At 71.0% G+C, this 20,702-nt stretch carries 26 protein-coding genes; 10 read left to right on the forward strand and 16 right to left on the reverse strand.

Features of this window, described 5'->3' with window-relative positions:
* Nucleotides 1-5: 5 nt before the first annotated feature.
* The 4 genes from ACFYPR_RS04945 to ACFYPR_RS04960 form a co-directional block, all read right to left on the reverse strand.
* Complete coding sequence (locus ACFYPR_RS04945; protein ID WP_354863137.1) at nt 6-1,052, reverse strand: LacI family DNA-binding transcriptional regulator; 1,047 nt, start codon at nt 1,050-1,052, stop codon at nt 6-8.
* A 67-nt stretch (nt 1,053-1,119) separates the two neighbouring features.
* A complete protein-coding gene (locus tag ACFYPR_RS04950) occupies nt 1,120-2,088 on the reverse strand; it encodes a carbohydrate ABC transporter permease (RefSeq protein ID WP_387258607.1) in 969 nt (322 codons plus the stop codon).
* Nucleotide 2,089: 1 nt separating this feature from the next.
* Nucleotides 2,090-3,136 (reverse strand): sugar ABC transporter permease, encoded by a 1,047-nt coding sequence (locus ACFYPR_RS04955; RefSeq protein WP_355066088.1) that lies wholly within the window; start codon nt 3,134-3,136, stop codon nt 2,090-2,092.
* A gap of 70 nt (nt 3,137-3,206) precedes the next feature.
* Entirely contained in the window at nt 3,207-4,553 is a 1,347-nt protein-coding gene (locus tag ACFYPR_RS04960) for an ABC transporter substrate-binding protein (RefSeq protein WP_354860934.1), read from the reverse strand.
* Between the two features lie 250 nt (nt 4,554-4,803).
* On the opposite strand from ACFYPR_RS04960, the gene ACFYPR_RS04965 reads away from it, so the two are divergent.
* Nucleotides 4,804-5,577, forward strand: a complete 774-nt coding sequence (locus ACFYPR_RS04965; protein WP_355137904.1) for a peptidoglycan DD-metalloendopeptidase family protein — start codon at nt 4,804-4,806, stop codon at nt 5,575-5,577.
* Nucleotides 5,578-5,629: 52 nt separating this feature from the next.
* On the opposite strand, the gene ACFYPR_RS04970 is transcribed toward ACFYPR_RS04965, so the two are convergent.
* The 5 genes from ACFYPR_RS04970 to ACFYPR_RS04990 form a co-directional block, all read right to left on the reverse strand.
* Nucleotides 5,630-6,124, reverse strand: coding sequence for a TspO/MBR family protein (locus ACFYPR_RS04970; RefSeq protein ID WP_354860930.1), 495 nt, complete (start codon nt 6,122-6,124; stop codon nt 5,630-5,632).
* Between the two features lie 152 nt (nt 6,125-6,276).
* Nucleotides 6,277-6,420, reverse strand: coding sequence for a GPGG-motif small membrane protein (locus ACFYPR_RS04975; RefSeq protein ID WP_165947907.1), 144 nt, complete (start codon nt 6,418-6,420; stop codon nt 6,277-6,279).
* Nucleotides 6,411-7,187: a metallophosphoesterase gene (locus ACFYPR_RS04980; protein ID WP_355137902.1), complete on the reverse strand. Its 777-nt coding sequence runs from the start codon at nt 7,185-7,187 to the stop codon at nt 6,411-6,413. The genes ACFYPR_RS04975 and ACFYPR_RS04980 overlap by 10 nt, the downstream gene beginning before the upstream one ends.
* Nucleotides 7,188-7,197: 10 nt before the next feature.
* Nucleotides 7,198-7,473 carry a hypothetical protein gene (locus ACFYPR_RS04985; protein ID WP_354860927.1) on the reverse strand — a complete coding sequence of 92 codons (276 nt, stop codon included), beginning with the start codon at nt 7,471-7,473 and terminating at the stop codon, nt 7,198-7,200.
* Nucleotides 7,470-8,117, reverse strand: coding sequence for a nucleotidyltransferase family protein (locus ACFYPR_RS04990; RefSeq protein ID WP_354860937.1), 648 nt, complete (start codon nt 8,115-8,117; stop codon nt 7,470-7,472). Before ACFYPR_RS04990 ends, ACFYPR_RS04985 begins: the two co-directional genes overlap by 4 nt.
* Nucleotides 8,118-8,218: 101 nt before the next feature.
* Between ACFYPR_RS04990 and ACFYPR_RS04995 the strand changes: the two genes are divergently transcribed.
* The gene (locus tag ACFYPR_RS04995) at nt 8,219-9,052 is read left to right on the forward strand and encodes a dTMP kinase (RefSeq protein WP_387258610.1); all 834 of its coding nucleotides are present in this window, start codon (nt 8,219-8,221) and stop codon (nt 9,050-9,052) included.
* On the opposite strand, the gene ACFYPR_RS05000 is transcribed toward ACFYPR_RS04995, so the two are convergent.
* Nucleotides 9,037-9,729: an SDR family NAD(P)-dependent oxidoreductase gene (locus ACFYPR_RS05000; RefSeq protein WP_387186561.1), complete on the reverse strand. Its 693-nt coding sequence runs from the start codon at nt 9,727-9,729 to the stop codon at nt 9,037-9,039. The two genes, ACFYPR_RS04995 and ACFYPR_RS05000, sit on opposite strands and share 16 nt — an antisense overlap.
* A 104-nt stretch (nt 9,730-9,833) precedes the next feature.
* Here ACFYPR_RS05000 and ACFYPR_RS05005 point away from each other — a divergent pair, with 104 nt between their 5' ends.
* From ACFYPR_RS05005 to ACFYPR_RS05020, 4 genes are all read left to right on the forward strand, one after another.
* Nucleotides 9,834-10,850, forward strand: coding sequence for an NAD-dependent epimerase/dehydratase family protein (locus tag ACFYPR_RS05005; protein ID WP_387258612.1), 1,017 nt, complete (start codon nt 9,834-9,836; stop codon nt 10,848-10,850).
* A gap of 75 nt (nt 10,851-10,925) precedes the next feature.
* Nucleotides 10,926-11,840, forward strand: coding sequence for a MurR/RpiR family transcriptional regulator (locus tag ACFYPR_RS05010; protein ID WP_354860921.1), 915 nt, complete (start codon nt 10,926-10,928; stop codon nt 11,838-11,840).
* Nucleotides 11,837-12,793: an N-acetylmuramic acid 6-phosphate etherase gene (murQ, locus tag ACFYPR_RS05015; protein WP_355066099.1), complete on the forward strand. Its 957-nt coding sequence runs from the start codon at nt 11,837-11,839 to the stop codon at nt 12,791-12,793. The genes ACFYPR_RS05010 and murQ overlap by 4 nt, the downstream gene beginning before the upstream one ends.
* A 400-nt stretch (nt 12,794-13,193) precedes the next feature.
* Complete coding sequence (locus tag ACFYPR_RS05020; protein ID WP_354860919.1) at nt 13,194-14,183, forward strand: sigma-70 family RNA polymerase sigma factor; 990 nt, start codon at nt 13,194-13,196, stop codon at nt 14,181-14,183.
* Between the two features lie 71 nt (nt 14,184-14,254).
* On the opposite strand, the gene ACFYPR_RS05025 is transcribed toward ACFYPR_RS05020, so the two are convergent.
* Entirely contained in the window at nt 14,255-15,232 is a 978-nt protein-coding gene (locus tag ACFYPR_RS05025) for an NlpC/P60 family protein (protein ID WP_387186567.1), read from the reverse strand.
* Nucleotides 15,233-15,770: 538 nt separating this feature from the next.
* On the opposite strand from ACFYPR_RS05025, the gene ACFYPR_RS05030 reads away from it, so the two are divergent.
* Nucleotides 15,771-16,253: a DUF6232 family protein gene (locus tag ACFYPR_RS05030; RefSeq protein WP_387258614.1), complete on the forward strand. Its 483-nt coding sequence runs from the start codon at nt 15,771-15,773 to the stop codon at nt 16,251-16,253.
* 21 nt (nt 16,254-16,274) lie between these two features.
* Here ACFYPR_RS05030 and ACFYPR_RS05035 read toward each other — a convergent pair whose 3' ends face one another.
* Both ACFYPR_RS05035 and ACFYPR_RS05040 read right to left on the reverse strand, forming a co-directional pair.
* Complete coding sequence (locus ACFYPR_RS05035; protein WP_234582096.1) at nt 16,275-16,601, reverse strand: DUF3817 domain-containing protein; 327 nt, start codon at nt 16,599-16,601, stop codon at nt 16,275-16,277.
* A 25-nt stretch (nt 16,602-16,626) separates the two neighbouring features.
* Nucleotides 16,627-17,061: a hypothetical protein gene (locus tag ACFYPR_RS05040; RefSeq protein ID WP_355137890.1), complete on the reverse strand. Its 435-nt coding sequence runs from the start codon at nt 17,059-17,061 to the stop codon at nt 16,627-16,629.
* A gap of 130 nt (nt 17,062-17,191) precedes the next feature.
* Here ACFYPR_RS05040 and ACFYPR_RS05045 point away from each other — a divergent pair, with 130 nt between their 5' ends.
* The 3 genes from ACFYPR_RS05045 to ACFYPR_RS05055 are packed head-to-tail and all read left to right on the forward strand — an operon-like array spanning nt 17,192 to nt 18,446.
* Nucleotides 17,192-17,530, forward strand: a complete 339-nt coding sequence (locus ACFYPR_RS05045; protein ID WP_355137888.1) for a DUF6158 family protein — start codon at nt 17,192-17,194, stop codon at nt 17,528-17,530.
* The gene (locus ACFYPR_RS05050; RefSeq protein ID WP_354860914.1) at nt 17,530-17,856 is read left to right on the forward strand and encodes a hypothetical protein; all 327 of its coding nucleotides are present in this window, start codon (nt 17,530-17,532) and stop codon (nt 17,854-17,856) included. Before ACFYPR_RS05045 ends, ACFYPR_RS05050 begins: the two co-directional genes overlap by 1 nt.
* Nucleotides 17,857-17,906: 50 nt before the next feature.
* Nucleotides 17,907-18,446: a DUF1360 domain-containing protein gene (locus ACFYPR_RS05055; RefSeq protein ID WP_354860912.1), complete on the forward strand. Its 540-nt coding sequence runs from the start codon at nt 17,907-17,909 to the stop codon at nt 18,444-18,446.
* 57 nt (nt 18,447-18,503) lie between these two features.
* On the opposite strand, the gene ACFYPR_RS05060 is transcribed toward ACFYPR_RS05055, so the two are convergent.
* From ACFYPR_RS05060 to ACFYPR_RS05070, 3 genes are all read right to left on the reverse strand, one after another.
* Nucleotides 18,504-18,698 (reverse strand): hypothetical protein, encoded by a 195-nt coding sequence (locus ACFYPR_RS05060; RefSeq protein WP_354860911.1) that lies wholly within the window; start codon nt 18,696-18,698, stop codon nt 18,504-18,506.
* A gap of 23 nt (nt 18,699-18,721) precedes the next feature.
* On the reverse strand, nt 18,722-18,955 hold the full coding sequence (locus ACFYPR_RS05065) for a hypothetical protein (protein WP_387186576.1): 234 nt from the start codon (nt 18,953-18,955) through the stop codon (nt 18,722-18,724).
* A gap of 405 nt (nt 18,956-19,360) precedes the next feature.
* Nucleotides 19,361-20,455, reverse strand: coding sequence for a 3-deoxy-7-phosphoheptulonate synthase (locus ACFYPR_RS05070; RefSeq protein ID WP_387258616.1), 1,095 nt, complete (start codon nt 20,453-20,455; stop codon nt 19,361-19,363).
* Between the last annotated feature and the right edge of the window lie 247 nt (nt 20,456-20,702).

Genomic DNA, 20,702 nt, shown 5'->3' on the forward strand with positions numbered 1-20,702 from the left:
GGGGTTCAGTGTGCCCGCGGCGGCGCGGTGGACTCTCGGACCACCAGCCGAGTGGGCAGGATCACCGATGTGTCGCCGCCGGCGGTTCGTTGACCGACGATCGGGCTCAGGTTGCGGGCCCCGAGCGGGTCGAGCAGCATCCGGGCGGCCAGCCGGCCCTGTTCGGCGGCCGGCTGGGCGATGGTGCTGAGCCCGAGCACGCCGGCGAGGTCGTGGTCGTCGATGCCGACCACGCTGACGTCCTGCGGTACGCGCAGCCCGGCGTCGCGCAGCGCGGTCATCGCGCCCATCGCCATCTCGTCGCAGGCGGCGACGATAGCGGTCGGCGGAACACCGCGGGCCAGCAGCTCGGCGGCGGCCCGGTTGCCGCCGTCGATGGTGAACGACGACTCGACGTCCAGGCTCGGATCGGGTCGCAGGCCGGCGGCCCGCAGCTCCGCCTGGTAGCCCCGGCGCCGGTCGAGGTGGGTGGTGAAGGCCAGCTCGTCGTCGGGGTCTCCGGAGATGTGCGCGATCCGCCGGTGGCCGAGGTCGAGCAGGTGGCGGGTGGCCATCCGCGCGGCCGCCACGTCGTCGATCCGTACGCACGGCCAGTTGGGCACCCTGCTCCCCGAGCTGATGGTCACGCCGGGCAGGTCCAGGGCGGCCAGCGCGGTCAGGTCCGCCGGGCGCAGCGGCGTGGCGACCAGCATCATGGCGTCGACCCGCTTGTGCAGGTTGGCGGTGCGCAGCACCCGCTGGCGGATCTGCTCCCGACCGCCCAGGTTGTAGAGCAGCAGGTCGTAGCCGGAGTGGTGCAGATACTCCTCGACCGCCTCGACGACCGTGCTGAAGAACCAGCGGGTAATCCGGGGTACGACCACCGCGACCGTGCCGGTGCGGCCACCGGCGAGCCGGGACGCGCTCGGCGAGACCGCGTAGTCGAGCTGCTCGGCGGCCGCGAGGACTCTGCGTCGGGTGGCGGCCGAGACCGTCGGCAGCCCGCGCAGGGCCCGCGAGACGGTTGCCGTGGAGACCCCGGCCAACCGGGCGACATCATCAATCTTCGTCATGCTTCCCCCGCTCGGTACCCGTCGCCCGCCGCCGCCCTCAGGGGCCAGGCGGCGGCGGGCAAGCGGGTCAGCCCTTGACGCTGCCGGCGAGCAGACCTCGCACGAAGAAGCGCTGCAGGGACAGGAATACGACGAGCGGTACAACGATCGAGACGAACGCGCCCGCGGTCAGCCGCTGCCACTCGTTGCCCCGGGTGCCGGCCATCTCGGCGAGCCGAACCGTGAGCGGGGCGGTCTCGTTGCCGCCACCGGCGAAGATGAGCGCGACCAGCAGGTCGTTCCAGACCCAGAGGAACTGGAAGATGCCGAACGCGGCCAGCGCCGGGGTGATCAGCGGCAGCACGATGGTGCGGAAGATCTTCGGGTGGGTGGCCCCGTCGACCCGGGCCGCCTCCATCAGGTCGCCGGGGAGCTGCGAGATGAAGTTGTGCAGCAGGAAGACCGCGAACGGAAGCGCGAAGCAGGTGTGTGCGAACCACACCTGGGCGAACTTCTGCTCGTCGACCAGGTCCCATGCCGGCATCAGGGTGACGCCGCCGAGGGTGACGCCGGTGGAGAAGAACTTCAGCAGCGGCACCAGGGCCATCTGCAGCGGGACGATCTGCAACGCGAAGATCGCGATGTAGAGCCAGTCCCGCCCGCGGAAGTCGATCCACGCCAGCGCGTACGCGGCCAGGGCCGCGAAGGCGAGCGGGAAGAGCACCGACGGGATGGTGATCGCCAGCGAGTTGATGAAGTAGCTGGCGAGCTGCCCGGACGACGCCGACCGCCCGAAGAGGACCTGCTGGTAGTTCTCCAGGGTGAACTGCGGGTTGGTGAAGGCCGTCCACCAGCCGGTGGTCTTGATCTCGTCCTCCGGACGGAGGGAGGAGACGAACAGGCCGAAGGTCGGGATGGTCCAGACCACCGCGATGACGATCGAGACGAGCGTGGCCGTACGGCTGTTGAGTCGCCGACGTACCCGCCCGGCGGCGGTGGACGCGGTGCCGTCGGTCTTCTGGACGCCGGCGGCGACGGTGGGCGTTGCGGTCGTCATCTCAGCCCTCCCGCTGTTGACGGAGGTTGCGGATCTGGTAGATCACGACCGGGATGACCAGGATGAAGAGGAAGACCGCGAGCGCGGAGCCCTGCCCGTTCTGGCCGTACCGGAACGCCTGGTTGTACATCTCGCTGGCGATGACGCTGGTGTCGTAGTTGCCGTTGGTCGAGGTCCGGACGATGTCGAAGACCTTGAGCGTGGCGATCGTGAGCGTCACCGCCACCACGATCAGGGCCGGCCGGATGCTCGGCATGGTGATCTGCCAGAACATCTGCCAGGGGCTGACCCCGTCGAGCCGGGCGGCCTCCACGATGTCGCCGGGGATCGCCTTGATCGCGGCGGAGAGCACCACCATGGCGAAGCCGGCCTGGATCCAGACCATGATGACGATCAGCAGCAGCGTGTTCAGGGGTGATTCCAGCAGCCACTGCTTGGGCTCGCCGCCGAGACTGGTGACGATCTGGTTGAGCAGACCGATCTGGTCGCCCTCGCCGCGGTAGGCGTAGACGAACTTCCAGATGATGCTGGCGCCGACGAAGGAGATCGCCATCGGCAGGAAGATCAGCGACTTGGCCACGGCCTCGAACCGGGCCTTGTCCACCAGGACGGCGTAGATCAGGCCGAACGCGGTCGCCACCAGCGGGACCAGAACCACCCAGACCAGGGTGTTGATCAGGACCCGGAGCATCGAGTCGTCGGAGAACATCCAGCCGTAGTTGCGCAGTCCCACCCAGCTGGTGCTGCTCCCGTCCATCAGGGAGAGCAGCACGGTGCGAATGGCCGGCACGACCAGGCCGATGGTGAGGAGCAGCAGCGTGGGCAGCAGGAAGAAGAGCGCGAAGATCCCCTCCCGTTGCCGGGGGCGGCGGGGAAGTGGAGCTCCACTCACCGAGGCGGCCACGAGCTGCGCCTCCCGTCGCCGGGCAAACCAGGCCGGGACGACGTCGAGCAGCAGGAGCAGACCGCCCACCACCACCACGAAGGCGACCAGCCCGTACATCAGCATGAGGAGCTTCGGCTGCTCATCGGCGAAGTCGAACTCCATCAACCCTCCCTTCCGGGTCCGGTTCGGCCGGTGGCCCGGCCCGCGACCGCGGGCCGGGCCACCGCCGGGATCACTTGGGCCAGCTGCTCTCGATGCCCTGGAGCACCGGGGCGGTCGCCTTGCCGTTCAGCCAGTCGACCATGCCCTTCCAGAACGTTCCCGCGCCGACGGCGGCCGGCATCAGGTCGGATCCGTCGAAGCGGAAGACGCCGGTCTTGTCCTGCAGGATCTGGACGGAGAGCTTGTCGATCGGGCTGGCGACGTTGGCGATGTCGAGCTTGTTGTTCGCCGTGACCCAGTTGCCGAGCTTCGCGCGGCTGTTGACGTACTCGGCGGAGGCCAGGTAGGTCTGCACCGCCTGCACCTCGGGACGGTCGGCGTAGGCGACGACGAACTCGCCCGCGCCCAGCACCGGCTTGCCCTTGGCCGCGTCGATGGCCGGGAAGTAGAAGGCGAACGCGTCGCCGTCCTCGGCCACCTTGGTGCCCTCGGGGAACTGGTTGGCGTAGAAGGACGCCTGTCGGTGCATCGCGCACTTGCCGGTGGTCACCGGCAGGCCCGCCTCCTGGAAGGCGGTGGTGGTGATGCTCTTGACGCCGCCGAAGCCGCCGTTCATGTACTTCTCGTTCTTGAGGATCGTGCCGGCGCGGTCCACCGCGTCGACGACCCGCGGGTCGTTGAACGGGATCGCGTGGGTGGTCCACTGGTCGTAGACCTCGGCGCCCGCCGTACGCAGGAGGACGTCCTCGATCCAGTCGGTGGCCGGCCAGCCGGTGGCGTCACCGGACTCGACGCCCGCGCACCACGGCTTCATGCCACTGGCGGCGATCTTGTCGCTCAGGGCGATGAGCTGCTCCCAGGTGGTCGGGACCTCCCAGCCCTTCTCCTTGAACGTCTTCGGCGAGTACCACACGAAGGACTTGACGTTCGCGCCGAGCGGCACGCCGTAGAGCGTTCCGTTGACGGTGCCGTACTTCAGCCAGTCGGCCGGCATGTTCTGCTCGGCCAGGGCCTTGGTGTCGGCGCCGAGGGACTTCAGCTTGCCGGCGTCCGCGAACCGCTTCACGAGGCCCGGCTGGGGCACGAAGGCGATGTCGGGCGCGTTGCCGCCGTCGACCCGCACGGGGAGCTGGGCCTCGAACTCGCCGCTGCCCTCGTACGCGATCTCGATGCCGGTGCAGTCGGTGAACTGCGACCACGACCGCTCGAGCAGGTCGGCCTCGGCGTCACGGATGGACGCGTAGATGGAGACCTTCTTGCCGTCGTGGCCCTGGTACTTCTCGTATGGGGCGCACTCCGCGGAGCCCGCCTTGTCGCTCTTCTTGTCGTCACCGGTACCGCAAGCGGTGGCGCTGAGCGCCAGCCCGAGCACACCGGCGATCACGAAGGCCTGGCGTGGTCTGGTAAAGACCGCCATGCCGTCCTCCTTCCTAGCCGGCGTGGTCTCCGCTGGTGACCCTCGCCGGTCCGATTGGGCGTGCACACATGTAAGCGCTTGCATCCGGTCTGGTCCACCCCCTGTCAGACACGAGCGAGTAACAATCCCGAAACCTCGTGTCCGTCGGCTGGGCGCGCTCCCAGTCGCGGATCCCGGCTCTTTCGAAGAGTGGCGATATCTGTCAGGCTGAGGCCACTTCATCGAAGGTTTTGAACATAGGAGGAGCTGGATGCGTAAGCGGTGGATCAGCCTGCTGGTGACGGGCCTGCTCGTCGGGGGAGTCCTCGCGCCGGCGAGCCCGGCGCTGGCCGCGCCGACCTTCAAGGTGCCGTTCCCGTGCGGCCAGTCCTGGTCGGGGCAGACCCGGTCGGACCACAGCCCGGCGTACGCGGTCGACTTCAACCGCACCGACGACCTCGGCGACCCGGTGGTGGCCAGCGCCCCCGGCACGGTCGACCGGGTCACCGACCTCGGCGGCACCAGTTACGGCAAGTACGTGCGGATCGACCACGGTGGCGGCTACACGACCTACTACGCCCACCTCAACGGCTTCAACGTCTCGGTGGGGCAGACCGTCGGCTACGGCAAGGTGCTCGGCTGGGTGGGCAGCACCGGCGGGTCCACCGGCCCCCACCTGCACTACGAACAGCGCCTCAACGGCAACGACATCCAGGTCAGGTTCAACGGCACGCTCGGCCTGTACTGGGGTAGCAAGACCTACACCAGCGACAACGGGTGCAGCTCGGGCACCGGCAACGCCACGGTCGACACCAGTGGCACGCCGCTGACCGTCCGCTCCGGCCCGGGCACGGGGTACGCCTCGGTGGGCACCGTCGCCGACGGCACCCGGGTGACCATCGCCTGCCAGACCAGCGGCTCCACGGTCACCGGCACGTACGGCACCAGCTCGATCTGGGATCGCATCGGCAGCGGCCGCTTCATCGCCGACGCGTACGTCTACACCGGTTACGACGGCTACATCCCGAACGTGCCCCGCTGCTGACGGGGCCTGGGTCCTCCGGCGGGGCCGCTTCCCGCCGGAGGGCCGGCGCCGGTCAGGTGTTCAGTCGCCAGATCGACAGGTTGAGCGCGGCGGCGAACGTGACCCACGCCCAGTACGGCAGCAGCAGCGCGGTCGCGACCCGGGACACCCGGGCGAAGAGCGCCACGGTGAGGCCGATCGCCAGCCACATCACCACGATCTCGGCGAACGCCAGCCCGTACCGCCCCGCGCCGAAGAACAGTGGCGTCCAGATGGCGTTCAGGACGAGTTGGGCGGTCCACGCCCAGAGCGCGGGGGAGAAGCCGACCCGACGCCACACCAGCCAGCCGGCCAGGGCGATCAGCGCGTAGAGCACGGTCCAGACCGGGCCGAAGAGCCAGGAGGGCGGCGCCCAGCCCGGCTGGCGCAGGCTCGCGTACTCGTCGGTGGTGCCCTGCACGCCCAGCCCGCCGATCGCGGCCGCGACGAAGACCGCCGCCGCGAAGCCGGCGAGCGCCCAGCGCGACCGTCGGCCGGAGGCGGGCCGCGCCTCGCGAGATGTCTCCATGGTCGAGATATTGCCGCTGAACCGTCGGGTCAAACCCACAAAAAAGCGCCGGGGCCGCTGCGGCCGGGGCTTCTGTCGGGAGGACGAAGCTCCGGTCGCGGCGACCCCGACGGGTCCCGGTGTTGTGATGAGTTGTCAGAAGGTGCGAACGGTCAATTGAAGATGCTGACACCACCCGGGCCGACCAACAGCCCGACGACGATGAGGACGACGCCCCACAGGATCTGCCGGCGGAACAGCGCGAGGATGCCGGCGACCACGAGTACGACTGCGAGAATCCAGAGAATCAGCTCCATGACCTCTGACTACCCGACCCTCCGATCGGGGAAACCTGGTCGGTGTCGAGTTGATCCCCGACATGGAAGACGCTGTACGCCTGCTTGATCACCGGGTGCGCCACGTTGCGGACGCGTACCCCTCCCGGGGTGGTGCCGCGCTCGGTGCCGGCGTGCGCGTGCCCGTGCAGGGCCAGCGCCGTGGGCGCCGAGTCGATCGCCTGCCCGAGCTGGTACGACCCCAGGAACGGGTAGATCTCCAGCGGCTCGCCGGCCAACGTGTCCGGAACTGGCGAGTAGTGGGTCAGCGCGACCAGCATGTCGCAGTCCAGCGAGCGCAGGGCCTTACCGAGGCGGTCCGCGCTCTCGTTGGTGGTCCGGACGAACGCCTTCATCTCCGGCTCGCCGAAGTCGCTCGCGCACCGGCCGGCGAACCCCCCGCCGAAGCCCTTGACGCCGGCGATGCCGAGCCGGCCGCCCGCGCAGTCCAGCACCACGCCGTCGCCCTCCAGCACGGTGATGCCCGCGTCCTCGAGCACCTTCACGACCTGCGGCACCTGGTCGCACTGGTGGTCATGGTTGCCCAGCACGGTCACCACCGGTACGGCCAACCCGCCGAACTCCTGCGCCACGCAGCGCGCCTCGGCCTCGGTGCCGTGCCGGGTCAGGTCGCCGGCCAGCAGCAGCACGTCGGCGCACTCCGGCAGCTCCTCAAGCGCCGGGCGGAACCGGCCGACCACGTCCTCGTCCAGATGCACGTCGCCCACGGCGGCGATCCGGATCACCATGAAACCTCCCTCAGGGCAGTTGCTCGATCTCCGTGGGCGCCTGGGCGCGGATCACACCGATGTCGCTGGTGATCGGCACGTCGGGGAAGCGCTCCGACACCCGGCGCAGGATCTCCTCCCGCCGGTGCGGGCTCTCCACCTCGCCGTAGAGCACGAGGGCGCGTTCCCGCCGGACCACGGTGATCCCCTGTTCGGCGACTGCGGGATCCTCGGAGAGCAGCCGGTGGATCTCCGCCTCGACGTACTCGTCCGGCGGCCCCGCGCCACTGTCGCGATCGTGCGTCACGGTGTCTCCTCTCCTGGTTGGGTGCCGGTGTCCGGCACCACCTCCAGCCGATCCAGCAGCACCAGGAACGCCTCGGCGTACGGCGAGTGCTGCGTCTCCTTGCGTACCCGTTCCCAGTCGATCTGCTCCCGCAGCGACCGGGCCAGTGGCAGGCCGCGGGCGAAGTCGCAGTAGTGCTGGGAGAAGCTCAGCAGCTTGTGCACCATCAGCTGGGTGGCGGAGAGGACCGGCATGTGGATGGCGTCCACCGGCCGCACGACCGTGTCGGCGAACGTCTCCTCGGTCACCGGCGTCTCGATCGGCCGGTGGATCAGATCCACCATCCGCCCGTCGTCGAAGACCTTGACCAGCCAGTCCTCCGGCGGCCGCTCGGCGCGGAAGCCCGCGGCCACGAGCGCCTCCAGGGACCGCTCGACGTCGGCCTCGCGGATCAGGAAGTCGACGTCGTGGTCGCTTGAGTGGCCGCCGTGGGCGTAGACGGCGAAGCTGCCGCCCAGGGCGAACGGGATCTCGGACTGCTTGAGCACGGCGGCGACCTTCTTGAGGGTGTGCACCAGACTCTCGTCCCCGCGCTCAGCCATCTGGATCTCCCGTCGGTCGTGTTGGTGGACAGGCGGTTGGATTCGAACTCCCGTACCCGGCATTCCGGTCGCCCACACCTGGTGTCGTCGCGGTCGGGTGCCAACGGTGACAAAGGGCAACAAACGTCACGGGCCGCAAGCACGGGTCGGATAACCTGTCGAGGGTGGCCAGATCATCGGGGACGCGACGCGGCCGAGCCCGATTGCGCACCGTCGCACTGATCGGCATCGACGGCTCGGGCAAGACCACGCAGGCACACCGGCTGGCCGACGCGCTGACCGCCGCCGGCCGCCCCGCGACGTACCGCCGCAACGCCAGCGGGCGTCGCTGGCTCGGCCGGCTCGCGCACCGGCTCGGCCTGCCGGACGCGCAACGACTCGTCGGGCGCGACGGCGTCCTGGCGGTGGAGTCCGTGCTTCGCTGGCTCGCCATCGCCGCGGCCCTGCTCAGCTGCCTGCTCACCGGCCGGACGGCGGTGATGGACCGCTACTCGGCCTGCCAGTACGCCAGCATCCGCGCGCACGGCGGGCACCGCTGGGAGCGTCTGGCCCGGGCCGGCTACCGCCTGTTCCCGACGCCCCAGGTGACCTTCCTGCTCGCCGTGGACCCGGCCGTGGCATACCAGCGCATCGAGGAGCGCGGCACCGACCACGAGTCGATGGGCTGGCTCACCGCGGCGGACACCGCCTACCGGACCCTGCCCGAGTACCCGAGCTTCGTCCTCGTCGACGCGGGCCGCTCGGCCGAGGAGGTGACCGAGCAGATCCAGGCGCACCTGTCGACCTGGCTGCGGTCGGACGTCCGCCCCGACCCCACCCGGCCATCGGCGGAGGGGTCAGCGCCCCCCGAGGTGCCGCAGCCGGCGCCCCCGCCCGCCCCGACACCCCCGCCCGCCCCGACACCCCCGCCCGCCCCGACACCCCCGCCCGCCGCGTCGGCGCAGGAGCGGGCCGGGCGCGGCGACATAACGTCCCTGCTCGTTCAGGCGCGTCCGTAGACCGGAACGCTGGCCCCGGTGGTCGGCGCGGAGTCCGTCGAGGCCAGGAAGCGGATCACCGGCGCGATCTCGGCCGGCGTGACCCAGCGGGAGTGGTCGGCGTCGGGCTGCGCGGCCCGGTTCGCCGGGGTGTCGATGACGCTGGGCAGCACGGTGTTGCAGCGCACGTTGCGGGAGCGGTATTCGACCGCGACCGCGTTGGCGAAGGCCAGCACCGCCGCCTTGGCCGTGACGTAGCCGGCCGCGCCGGCGAACGGGGTGAGGGCCGCCCGGGCCGACACGCACACCACCGCGCCGCCGCCGGCCGCGACCAGGCGCGGCAGCGCGGCCTGGGTGACCAGGTACGTGGGTCGCAGGTTGACGGTGAGCATCCGCTCGAACTCCTCGACCGGTGTCTCGTGCACCAGGCCGCCGCTCGCGTACCCGCCGACGAGGTTGACCACCGCCCGCAGCGGCGCCGCGGGGTCGCCGACGGCGGCCTCGACGACGCGGGCCGCGCCCGCCGGGTCGGTCAGGTCCGCGACGACCCGGACCAGCCCGTCCGCCGCCGGCTCCGACCCGGGCCGGGCTGCCCGCTGCGGTACGACCACCCGCCAGCCCGCGTCGACGAACGAGGCGACGACCGCCCCGCCGAGCCCACCCGTGCCTCCGGTCACCACCACGCTGCGCTCCGCCATGCGCCACACGCTAGCGTCCACCGCGCCCACCCATCGGGCGACCGGCGCTCTGCCGACAGCAGAGTGGTTGGCATGATCGGCCACCGGCGGCGCAGGATCGGCGGATGCGGATCCTGATTCTCGGTGGCACGCGGTTCTTCGGCCGGGCGGTGGCCCGGCTCGCCGTCGCGCAGGGCCACGACGTGACCTGCGCGGCCCGGGGCGTGTCCGGTGTCGTGCCGACCGGTGCGCGGTTCGTGCCGGTCGACCGCGACGACCCCGCGGCGCTGGTGTCGCTCGCCGGCGACGGCTTCGACGCGGTGGTGGACGTGACCCGCCAGGTCAGCCACGCCCGGCACGCGCTCGCCGCGCTGGCCGACCACGTCGGTCACTGGTCGTTCGTGTCCACGATCTCGGTGTACGCCGACAACACCGCCCCGGGTCAGACCGCGGCGCACGCCCCGCTGCTGTCGCCTGCCCCGCCGGACGTGGACGCTCCGGTCGGCCCGGACCACCGCTGGTACGGCGAGTGCAAGGTCAGCATCGAGCGGCTGGTTCGCGAACTGATGGGTGCGCAGCGGTCGTTCATCTGCCGGGCGGGGCTGATCGTCGGCGCCGAGGACCCGAGCGACCGCTTCCCGTACTGGGTGCGACGACTGGCGAACGGCGGGGAGGTTCTCGCGCCCGGACGGCCAACCGACCGGGTGCAGTTCGTGGACGTCGCCGACCTGGCCGGCTGGCTGCTGCACGCCGCCGACGCCCGCCTCGCTGGCACGTACGACGGCACCGGCCCGGCGATGTCCCGCGCCGATCTGCTGACCGGCGTGGCGGCCGGTCTGGGTGTCGCCGAGCCGCACCTCACCTGGGTCGATCAGGACTTCCTGCTGGCGCGCGACGTCCGCGAATGGTCGGGGGAGCGGGCGTTGCCGCTCTGGGTGCGACTGCCGGAGGGGGCTGGCCTGATGGACCGGGATGCCCGGCCGGCGCTGGACGCGGGTCTGACGATCCGTCCGTTGTCCGACACCGTTCGGGCGACCGTGTCCTGGATGACAGCGCGGCCCGACGACGTACGGCAGGGTGGACTCGACCCGGCGGATGAGGCGGCGATCCTGGGAGAGTGGCAGGCTGTGCGGAACGCGTGATCCGGGTCGTCGACACTTTTCCCACCACATACGGTCATGGTTGACGCTCACGCCTCGTGAAAGTAAGTTTCATCCGTGGCGAAGAGTCCGAAGATTTCTGCGAGTCACGAGCCTGGTGGGCTGATCGTCCACATCAGCGGGCTGTTGCCGTCGCTGTCGCCCGCCGAGCAGCGGGTCGCCCGCCTGGTCGTGTCCGACCCGGCCGCCGCCGCCCGGCGGACCATCACCGACCTCGCCACCGCAGCGGAGACGTCGGAGGCGACAGTCATCCGGTTCTGCCGATCGGTCGGCATGGACGGCTATCCACAGCTGCGCATCCGGCTGGCCGCCGAGGCCGCCCGCCGCATCGAGCCGCCGGACGCCCGGGTCGTCGGCGGTGACATCCCGCCCGGCGCCGACCTCGCCCAGATCATCGCCACCATCGCGTTCAACGACGCCCGAGCCGTCGAGGAGACCGCCGAGCAGCTCGACCCGGCCGTCTGCGAGCAGGTGGTCGAGGCGATCGCGAGCGCGGGCCGGATCGACATCTACGGCGCCGGCGCCAGCGGGTTCGTCGCCTCCGACTTCCAGCAGAAGCTGCACCGCATCGGCCGGATCGCCTTCTACTTCCCGGACGTGCACACCGCGTTGACCTCGGCCGCCCTGCTCGGCCGCGGTGACGTCGCGATCGGCATCTCGCACACCGGCACCACCTCCGACGTCATCGAGGTGCTGGAGCAGGCCCGGACGCGGGGCGCGGCCACCGTGGCGCTGACCAACTTCCCGCGCTCGCCGATCACCGAGGTCGCCGACTTCGTGCTGACGACCGCGGCCCGCGAGACCACCTACCGCTCCGGAGCGACGGCCAGCCGGCTCGCCCAGCTCACCGTCGTCGACTGCCTCTTCGTCGGGGTGGCCGCCCGCAACCGGTCCCGGGCCCGCAAGGCCCTGGAGGCGACCGCCGAGGCGGTCCAGTCGCACCGGGTGGGTGCCAGTCGGAGACGGGCATGACGCCCGGTTCGGTGGAGCCGGACGAGGACATGTCAGCACCGCCCGCCCGCCCGAGCGTCCGGGTGGGCGCACCCACCGAACGACGCAACCCCCTCAGCGCGGACCTCGACCTGATGTCGACCCGGGACGTGCTCACCGTGATCAACGAAGCCGACCGGCGGGTGCCGGCGGCGGTCGCCGCGGTGCTCGACGAGATCGCCACCACCGTCGACCTGGCGGTGGCGGCGTTGCGCGGCGGGCACCGGGTGCACTACTTCGGGGCCGGCACGTCCGGCCGGCTGGGCGTCCTCGACGCGGCCGAACTGGCTCCCACCTTCAACTCGCCCCGGCACTGGTTCTGTGCCCACCTGGCCGGCGGCCCGGACGCCATGTGGCGGGCCGTGGAGGACGCCGAGGACGACGACCGGAACGGGGCGGACGAGGCCGCCGGATGTGTGCGCGCCGGTGACCTGGTGGTCGGTCTGGCGGCCAGCGGACGCACCCCGTACGTCCTCGGGGCGCTCGCCGCGTCCCGCGCCGCAGGCGCCTCGACGGTGCTGCTGTGCGCCAATCCGGAGGCGGAGGCCGCCCGGTCGGTCGACGTGTTCATCGGGGTGGACACCGGACCCGAGGTGGTCACCGGGTCGACCCGGATGAAGGCGGGCACCGCGCAGAAACTGGTGCTGAACACGTTCTCGACCGCCGTCATGGTGCGCCTGGGTCGGGTCTACTCGAACCTCATGATCGATATGGTGGCCACCAACGCGAAGCTCCGGGGACGAATGATCTCGATCCTGGTGGAGGCGACCGGCTGCTCGGAGGAGGTCTCCCGACGCGCCCTCAGCGCGGCCGACGGCGACCTGAAGACGGCGCTGGTCTCGCTGGTCTCCGGAGCCGAGGTGGCCGCCGCCCGAGCCGCCCTGGAGCGCTCCGCCGACCAGGTCCGCGGGGCTCTAGCCCTGCTCGCCTCCTAGCCCGCACCGCCCGGGAAGCGAACGGGGCTCCGGATTGTTCACCGGGGCGGGGGGTAATAACACCCCCGTGGATGAACCGACCGCCCCATTGCTGCGTATCTGGCAGTGACCAGGATCGCAGCACGGAGGTGACCCGGGTCGCTGTGCCGGCGCGGGCGGCGGTGTTGCCATGGTGCGGGCGATCAGCGATTCGTCGACCCGCCAACCCGTCCGAGGCGCCCAGCGGCGAGCCACCCGACGGGTGCTGACAGCAAACATGGACCGTGCTCTCAGCAACTACTCAGGCATTCGTGACACTTTCGACTCACGACATGGAATCCCCGACACGTCTCATCTGTTGTGTAGGTGTCAGCGACGGCGGGCACAGCAGAAGTTACCAGGGGCTGACCGGACGTGGGGAATGGCAAGGAACCGGGCAACCGGCGCGAGCGAGGGGACCGTGGGCAACGTGGACAAGAAAATCGGCATGCGCACCGACGAGGTTGCCGAGGAGCGCGACCTGGTCGGCGTCTACCTGCACGAGATCTCCCGGACGCCACTGCTGGACGCCGCCAAGGAGGTCGATCTCTCCAAGGCGATCGAGGCTGGCCTCTACGCGGAGCACCTGCTCGGCGAAGACGCAGTTCCCGACGGTGTCGACCGGGCCGACCTGGAGCGGCTGGTCGTCGAGGGTGAGCGCGCGAAGGACCTCTTCATCCGCGCCAACCTGCGACTGGTCGTGTCGATCGCGCGTCGTTACGTGCGCTCGGGCATGCCCATGCTGGATCTGATCCAGGAGGGCAACACCGGCCTCGTCCGGGCGGTCGAGAAGTTCGACTACGAGCGTGGCTACAAGTTCTCCACCTACGCCACGTGGTGGATCCGCCAGGCCATCAGCCGGGCGATCGCTCAGCAGGAGCGCACCGTCCGTCTGCCGGTGCACCTGGTGGAGGACGTCAACCGGATGCGCAACGTCATCCGGCAGCTCACCCGTGAACTGGGCAGCGACCCCGAGCCGGAGCAGATCGCCGCATCGCTCGGTGTCACCGTCGAGCGGGTCAACGAGTTGCGCCGCTGGTCGCAGGACACCGTCTCGCTGGACACCCCGGTGGGCGACGACGGCGACACGAACCTCGGCGACCTGGTCGCCGACAGCGACGCGCCGTCGCCGGAGGACATCGTCCTCAGCGGCCTGGAGCGGCAGCGCATCGAGGGGCTGCTCAACCACCTCGACGACCGGTCGGCCGGCATCATGCGGGCCCGCTACGGGCTGGAGGACGGCCGCGAGCACTCGCTGACCGAGGTCGCGTCCCGCTTCTCGCTGTCCCGCGAGCGGATCCGGCAGCTGGAGATCCAGGCCCTCGGCCGGCTCCGCGAGCTGGCCCGGGCGGAGGGGCTGCAGGCAGCCTGACCTGGTAGTAATGACGGCGAACGGCCGGCGTCCGATAGGGGGACGCCGGCCGTTCGCCGTATCGGGTCGGGCTAGCGGACCCGGCCGTAGCCGTGGATGGACATCATGTTCATGCCGCGCTTGAGCACGTTGCGACCGGCGCTCGGCGCGTCGATGACCTGACCGTCGCCCACGTAGAGGGCGACGTGCCCGAGCCCGCTGTAGAAGATCAGGTCTCCCGGGCGCAGGTCACCCCGACCGATGTGGGCGACCGCTCCCCACTGCATCCGTGCGTTGTGCGGCAGCGACCTGCCGGCCGCCCGCCAGGCCGCGAGGGTCAGTCCGGAACAGTCGTAGCCGTTCGGCCCTTCACCGGCCCAGACGTACGGCTTGCCGACCGCCCCGAAGGCGTAGCGCACCGCAGCGCCGGCGTCCCCGGCCACGGCGGGCACGTTTGTGGCCTCGGCCTCCGCCGCCTTGGGCGCGGGTCGCTCGGTGGCGGCCCCGTACGCCTGCCGGCGCAGCTCGTACAGGTCGGCCAGGTCACTCTCGATGCGCTTCTTGCCCGCCGCCAGCTCGCGGGCCTGCGCGGCCTGCCGGGTCAGCGTGGCGTCCAGGCGTGTCTTCTCGTCGAGCAGCCGCCGCTGGTTCGCGGTGAAGCCGGAGATGCGCTCCTGGCGCTGGCGGGTCAGCTGATCGAGGGTGCCGAGCCGGTCGAGCAGAGCGACGGAGCCGCCGGGACGCAGCAGCGCGTCCATCGTCTGCAGGCCACCGCTCTTGTACGCGGTGTTGGCGAGTGCCGCGACGTCGGCCCGGCTCTGCTCGGCCTGCTGTTCCAGGGGGCCGATGCGGGCCTGTAATCGGGCCACCGCGGTCTTGTTGACCTTGATGTCTTCGGTGAGCTTGTTGTAGGACTCCACGATCCGTTCCAGCTCGGCCGAGGACGTCTCGATCCGGTGGGTCAGGTCGGCGGGGGACGGCTCGGCGTGGGCCACCGCCGTCGGGGCGATCAGTGCGGCCGACATGCCGGCCAGGACCGCGGTGCGCAGCAGGGTTCTCAGGGATGACAAGAGCGAAGGGCTCCTCTCCCACGGCCGCCGACGGGGCTGCTGACGCCCTCGGCGACACCGGCCGGGGCCATCCGGGTGGACGGCACTGGGCCGGACCGGCTCGCCCAACCTAACCCGGGACGGTTGTGCCGCGCAGTTGAAGCAGGGGCGAAAGTTGGCGAAGTGGCGCGAAGTGCCGCTGCTGTCGGTGACACCAGCGGGACTGCTGACGCGGGAGGGGGGACCGCCCGCGAGCCCGTTTTCGCATCCGCTGACCGATATCTGACATTCGTCGTTCCGGGCGTATGCCGTCGGATGGCCTCCGCCAATATCCGATAAAACCTGAAATGGATGCTGTTTCGCGGCGATGTCCCCCGGTCGGGTGAGCAGGTCGGAATCGTAAATGCCCAGGTGGAGTGGCGGTGCCCCAACACAATGGAGCCGCAGCCGGGAATCCCGTCCCCGGGCAGCGATGCCCGGCCACGGACCGAACCCGGCAGACCGCCCCACGGGAGGAACCGTGAATCGTGAAGGCGCAAAGACGCGACCGCAACGAACGGTGCCCGGAGCCAGGTCCACGCTGCTGTACGCGCGACCCGGCATCATCGTCACCGTCGACCGGTTCACCGTCGGCCGCACCAGCTATCGCATCGTCGACCTGACCCACCTGCGCACCACCCGAGGCCCGCACGACCGGATCGCCGTCCGGGCGGTGGTGACCACCGCATCCATGATCGGCGTGGTCGGCCTGCTTCTCGGCTTCAGCGGCGGCCTGCAACGGTTGACCGCCGAGGCGTACCTCATCCTCGGAGCGGTGCTCCTGCTGCCGGCGGCACTCGCCCTGGTCGGCGACCGCTGGCGCCCACCGCCGTACGAGCTGTGGGGCTGGCACCGGGGCGCGGAGGTGCTGCTGTTCAGCGCCGACGACGAAAGGCAGTTCGGCCAGGTCACCCGGGCGCTGCTGCGCGCCCGGGAGGTCAACCGGTACGGCGGCTGGGTCGACCCCCTCGCCTCGGCGGACCCGTGGCGGCCCAGCCGCTGACCAGACCCGCCGCCGGGCCGGTCAGCTGGCGACCGGCTCCGGCGTACGGGTGGCGGGCCGGTCCAGCCAGGCGGTGACGCGACGCTCGGCGTAGAACGAGACGAACGGCACGGTGCCGGCGAGCATCACCAGGAGCATCCGCTTCAGCGGCCAGTCCGCCCGCCGGCTCAGGTCGAACGCGGCCACCAGGTAGATCATGTAGAGGAAGCCGTGCGCCGGGCCGACCGTCTCCACCACGACCGGGTTGTCGAACGCGTACTTCAGTGGCATGCCGACAACGACAAGCAGGATCAGCACCACGCCCACGATCCAGGCGATCACGCGGTACCGGGTAAGGGCTGCGCCCACCTTCGTCCGTCCTTCCGAGCCCGGCTCAGCCGGGATAGTCACCGGGCCGGGCGCCCGGATTGGCGTTCAACCATGACAGGTAGTCGTTGTAGGCGGCCAGGTCGGCGTCGTCGCCGGGCGTCGCGTTGACCGGCACCCGGGTCACCCGCACCGGTCGGCGTACCGCCGGTCGGGAGCCGATGGTCGCGGCCGGCGGCGGCTCGACGGCCGGTGCGTCGGCGGGGTCCGCCGGTGGCTGGGCGGCTGTTTCCGCGTTGTGGCGTGCCAGCCGCACCTCGCGCCACCAGACGTACACCACGAAGCCGGCGAAGATCGGCCACTCGACCGCGTACCCCCAGCTGAGGTTGTTGCCGGCCGTGGCCCGGCTGATCTGCCACCAGCCCAGCCCGAGGAAGCCCACGACCAGCACGACCATGGCCACGTGACGCGCGATCCACGCCGGGGTCCAGAGCCACCTCATGGCGTCGAGGGTACCGGGAACGGCGGCGCTCTCCGACACGGTGTCGTAGCTGCCACGCGGGCGGGATGGTTTGGCGTTCCCCGGTGTGGGCATCCGTCTAGACGCCAGCCCAAACGAGACCAGGGGGGCGATGATGACCGGATCGGTACGCGAGGACGGCTTTCCGTCCAGCGGCAGCACGGAGATGAGCCCTGAGCAGCGGGTGCCCGAGTGGGGCGGCGACCACCTCGCCGACTCCGGTGGCGCCGACCTCGACGGCGACGCGCTGGGCGTCGACCCGACGGAGCTGACCGACGACGATCTGATCCGCGAAATGCACAGCCTGCACCGGACCCGGCTGGACACCCTCCGGCACGCGGCCGACTCCGCGCTCGCCAACCACCTGCGGCGCACGGCGGACCTGGAGACCGAGTACCTCGCCCGTCACCCGGGCCGGGAGGTCGACCCGAGCCGCCTGCGGGACGTCTGATGCCGGCGCGAGCCGTGCGCGGCATGTCCGCGCCACCCGAGGTGGTCTTCAACACGGCCACCGACCCGGCTCGGGCCTCGGCCTGGTTGCCGGCGCCGCTGCGCAACGACGGGAGCCCTCCCGCCGAGATCAGGGGCGAGGAGCTGCGGGCCCGCTGGAGCGACGCCGACTGGGCCGCCGAGATCCGGGTGGACCCGGCTGACTCCGGCGGCGCCCGGATCCAGCTCGACCTGACCGACGGCTCGGGCGCCGACCCGGACCAGTTGGCCGACGAGGCGCTGACCAACCTCGCCCGCGAGGTCGCCGACAACCTCCAGGCCGGCTGACACCGTCACCGACGGCCGCTTTCGCACCATGACGACATGTGAGGAGAACGGTGAGCGACACTGGCCTGCGACAGAAGGCGGCGCGGCTGCGCCGGGCGTACGCGCCGCACGAGCACCGGCCGCTCGGCGGCTACCTGGTGGCGATGGGCACCTACGCCGGGGTGACCGGGGCGCTGGCCGGCCTGGTCAAGGTGACCGGCCGCCCGGTGCCCGAACGTCCCGCCCCCGCCGACGTCGTGTTGCTCTCCATCGCCACGCACAAGCTCAGCCGGCTGCTGTCCAAGGACGCGATCACCAGCCCGCTGCGGGCACCGTTCACCCGCTATGACCGGCCGATCGGCAGCGGTGAGGTGATGGAGCAGGTCCGCGACTCGGGCAGTTCCACCCGGCACGCCATCGGCGAGCTGCTGAGCTGCCCGTTCTGCCTGGCGGTCTGGGTGGCCACGGGGCTGACCGGGGGCCTGGTGCTCGCCCCCCGCCTCACGCGTCTGGTGGCCACCGCGCTGACGGCGGTGGCCGCGTCCGACTTCCTCCAGATGGCGTACGCCACGGCGCAGCAGGCCGCCGAGGGTGGGCACGACGACGACTGACCCGACGACGAACGCGACGTGGGGGCCGGCATCAGCCGGCCCCCACTCTCGTACGCGTCAGCGCTGCATGCCGGACCAGCCGTGCGGCGATTCCGGCTCCCGTTCGTCCTCGTCGTCCCCGGTGATGATGTCCCGGTCCACCGCGGTGCGGTCGTGTTCGTTGGCGAAGTCCGGCTCGGGCGTGGTGTCCCTGCCCTTCGGTGGTTGGCCCAACGCCGGCACCTTCTCGTCGTGGTCCTCGTGGTGCGTCATGTCGGTGTCCCTTCTGGGGTCGCTCAGGCGACGGTGCCGCCCAGCAGGTCACTGGCCTCGTCCACCGCGTACTCGCCCTCGGGGAGCGCGTCGATCCGGGCGAGCAGATCCGGCGGTAGCTCGGCGGCCACCGCCCGGCGGTAGATATCCCCCTGGGTGACCCGCTCCTGACCTCGGAAGATGTCATCGAGCAGGTCATCGAGGGCGTGGGTGTCCGGCTCGTCGGCAACGGGTGCGTCGTCGGTCACGCCGATCAGCTACCCGGGGCGGAATCGGTCAAACGTCGCGCCGGTGGGCCCACCTGCCGAGAGGGTGACCCACGAGGCTTCCTTTGCTCTGCTTCAACCTACGCAACGGTTTTGGGCGCTGGCTGTTGCGTCCGTGGAAGCAGAGCAAAGGCGCCGTTGGGAGCATGCTCTGCGTCGGTGGCGCGACGGTGCTCTTGTACAGACAGCGCCGCCCCCGAGCCTTGTGGGCCGGGGGCGGCGCTGGTGTCGGTGTGTAGGTCGCCTCTCGGCGAGTGGCGCGACGCGGCTCCAGCCGAACGGTATTCCGCGAGGGCTATTTAGGTGAGGCCCGGGGACACTGAGCACACCGACACCTCAGTTAACCAGGCCCCACCGTCCCGTGTTCCGCGCACCGCAGTGCCGGCCGTCACACCCTCACGCCCGGGTTGGCAGCGTGGCCCGACGGGCCCGTACGGCGGTGGCCAGGTGGTCGAGCACCTCGGCGGTGTCGTCCCAGCCGAGGCAGGCGTCGGTGACCGAGCGGCCGTACACCAGCTCGCGGGTCGGGTCGAGATCCTGCCGGCCGGGCAGCAGGAACGACTCCAGCATCACACCGGTGATCCCGCGCTGGCCGGCTGCCATCTGCGCCGCCACGTCCGCGGCGACCAGCGGCTGGTTGCGGTGGTCCTTGCCGCTGTTGGCGTGGCTGGCGTCGATGACCAGGCGCTCCGGCAACCCGGCCGCCCGGAGCAGGTCGAGCGCGCCCGCCACCGACTCCGCGTCGTAGTTGGGCCGACCGCCACCACCGCGCAGCACCAGGTGCCCGTCGGTGTTGCCGCGGGTGTGCATGATCGCCGGGGTGCCGGAGAAGTCGATGCCCGGGAAGACGTGCGGCACCCCGGCGGCGCGGATCGCGTCCACGGCGGTGCCGATGCTGCCGTCGGGGCGGTTCTTCATGCCGATCGGCATCGACAGGCCGGAGGCGAGCTGCCGGTGCACCTGGCTCTCCACCGTGCGGGCGCCGATCGCACCCCACACCACCGTGTCCGCGATGTACTGCGGGGTGATCGGGTCGAGGAATTCGCAGCCCACCGGAAGGCCGAGACGCAGGACGTCGAGCAGCAGCGCCCGGGCCCGGCGCAGGCCGGTGTTGACGTCGCCGCTGCCGTCCAGCCCAGGGTCGTTGATCAGGCCCTTCCACCCGACGGTGGACCGCGGCTTCTCGAAGTAGACCCGCATGACGATCAGCAGGTCGTCGGCGAGCCGGTCGGCGGCGGCGCGCAGACGCTCGGCGTAGTCGAGGGCGGCGGCCGGGTCGTGCACCGAGCACGGGCCGACCACCACCAGCAGGCGGTCGTCCTCGCGGTCCAGCACGCGGCCCACCGCGCGTCGGCCGTTCAACACGGCGGCGGCGAGCGGGGCGTCCAGGGGCAACTCGTGGTGCAGCAGGGCGGGTGTGGTCAGCGGCACGACACGGTCGATCCGCTGATCGCTGACCCGATCGGTCTCCGGGGTCGTCACGGTGGGCATCCTTTCGCCGACCGTGCCCGGGGCCGGTGCCCGGGACGAGCCGGCTGCTCGTACGCAAAAGGGCAGGAACGACAGCTCCTGCCCAGCCGGCTCGGTCCGTGGTGACGTCAGTTCATGGTGAAGTCACCGGCGTGGGAGCCGGCTGCCTAAACCATCGATAGGAACGCGTCACGAGGGCCAGCGTACCCGACCGGGCGGGGGTGCCCGTGGCATCGTCCCAAGATGCGGGGTGAACATCGCGTGCCGA

The organism is Micromonospora sp. NPDC005254 (genome assembly GCF_042872525.1).
Lineage (GTDB): Bacteria > Actinomycetota > Actinomycetes > Mycobacteriales > Micromonosporaceae > Micromonospora.

Coding starts and splice junctions, on each gene's coding strand:
- ACFYPR_RS04945 (WP_354863137.1), bottom strand. CDS start 1,052: ATGACGAAGATTGATGATGTCGCCCGGTTGGCCGGGGTCTCCACGGCA.
- ACFYPR_RS04950 (WP_387258607.1), bottom strand. CDS start 2,088: ATGACGACCGCAACGCCCACCGTCGCCGCCGGCGTCCAGAAGACCGAC.
- ACFYPR_RS04955 (WP_355066088.1), bottom strand. CDS start 3,136: ATGGAGTTCGACTTCGCCGATGAGCAGCCGAAGCTCCTCATGCTGATG.
- ACFYPR_RS04960 (WP_354860934.1), bottom strand. CDS start 4,553: ATGGCGGTCTTTACCAGACCACGCCAGGCCTTCGTGATCGCCGGTGTG.
- ACFYPR_RS04965 (WP_355137904.1), top strand. CDS start 4,804: ATGCGTAAGCGGTGGATCAGCCTGCTGGTGACGGGCCTGCTCGTCGGG.
- ACFYPR_RS04970 (WP_354860930.1), bottom strand. CDS start 6,124: ATGGAGACATCTCGCGAGGCGCGGCCCGCCTCCGGCCGACGGTCGCGC.
- ACFYPR_RS04975 (WP_165947907.1), bottom strand. CDS start 6,420: ATGGAGCTGATTCTCTGGATTCTCGCAGTCGTACTCGTGGTCGCCGGC.
- ACFYPR_RS04980 (WP_355137902.1), bottom strand. CDS start 7,187: ATGGTGATCCGGATCGCCGCCGTGGGCGACGTGCATCTGGACGAGGAC.
- ACFYPR_RS04990 (WP_354860937.1), bottom strand. CDS start 8,117: ATGCCGGGTACGGGAGTTCGAATCCAACCGCCTGTCCACCAACACGAC.
- ACFYPR_RS05000 (WP_387186561.1), bottom strand. CDS start 9,729: ATGGCGGAGCGCAGCGTGGTGGTGACCGGAGGCACGGGTGGGCTCGGC.
- ACFYPR_RS05005 (WP_387258612.1), top strand. CDS start 9,834: ATGCGGATCCTGATTCTCGGTGGCACGCGGTTCTTCGGCCGGGCGGTG.
- murQ (WP_355066099.1), top strand. CDS start 11,837: ATGACGCCCGGTTCGGTGGAGCCGGACGAGGACATGTCAGCACCGCCC.
- ACFYPR_RS05020 (WP_354860919.1), top strand. CDS start 13,194: ATGGCAAGGAACCGGGCAACCGGCGCGAGCGAGGGGACCGTGGGCAAC.
- ACFYPR_RS05040 (WP_355137890.1), bottom strand. CDS start 17,061: ATGAGGTGGCTCTGGACCCCGGCGTGGATCGCGCGTCACGTGGCCATG.
- ACFYPR_RS05045 (WP_355137888.1), top strand. CDS start 17,192: ATGATGACCGGATCGGTACGCGAGGACGGCTTTCCGTCCAGCGGCAGC.
- ACFYPR_RS05050 (WP_354860914.1), top strand. CDS start 17,530: ATGCCGGCGCGAGCCGTGCGCGGCATGTCCGCGCCACCCGAGGTGGTC.
- ACFYPR_RS05060 (WP_354860911.1), bottom strand. CDS start 18,698: ATGACGCACCACGAGGACCACGACGAGAAGGTGCCGGCGTTGGGCCAA.
- ACFYPR_RS05070 (WP_387258616.1), bottom strand. CDS start 20,455: ATGCCCACCGTGACGACCCCGGAGACCGATCGGGTCAGCGATCAGCGG.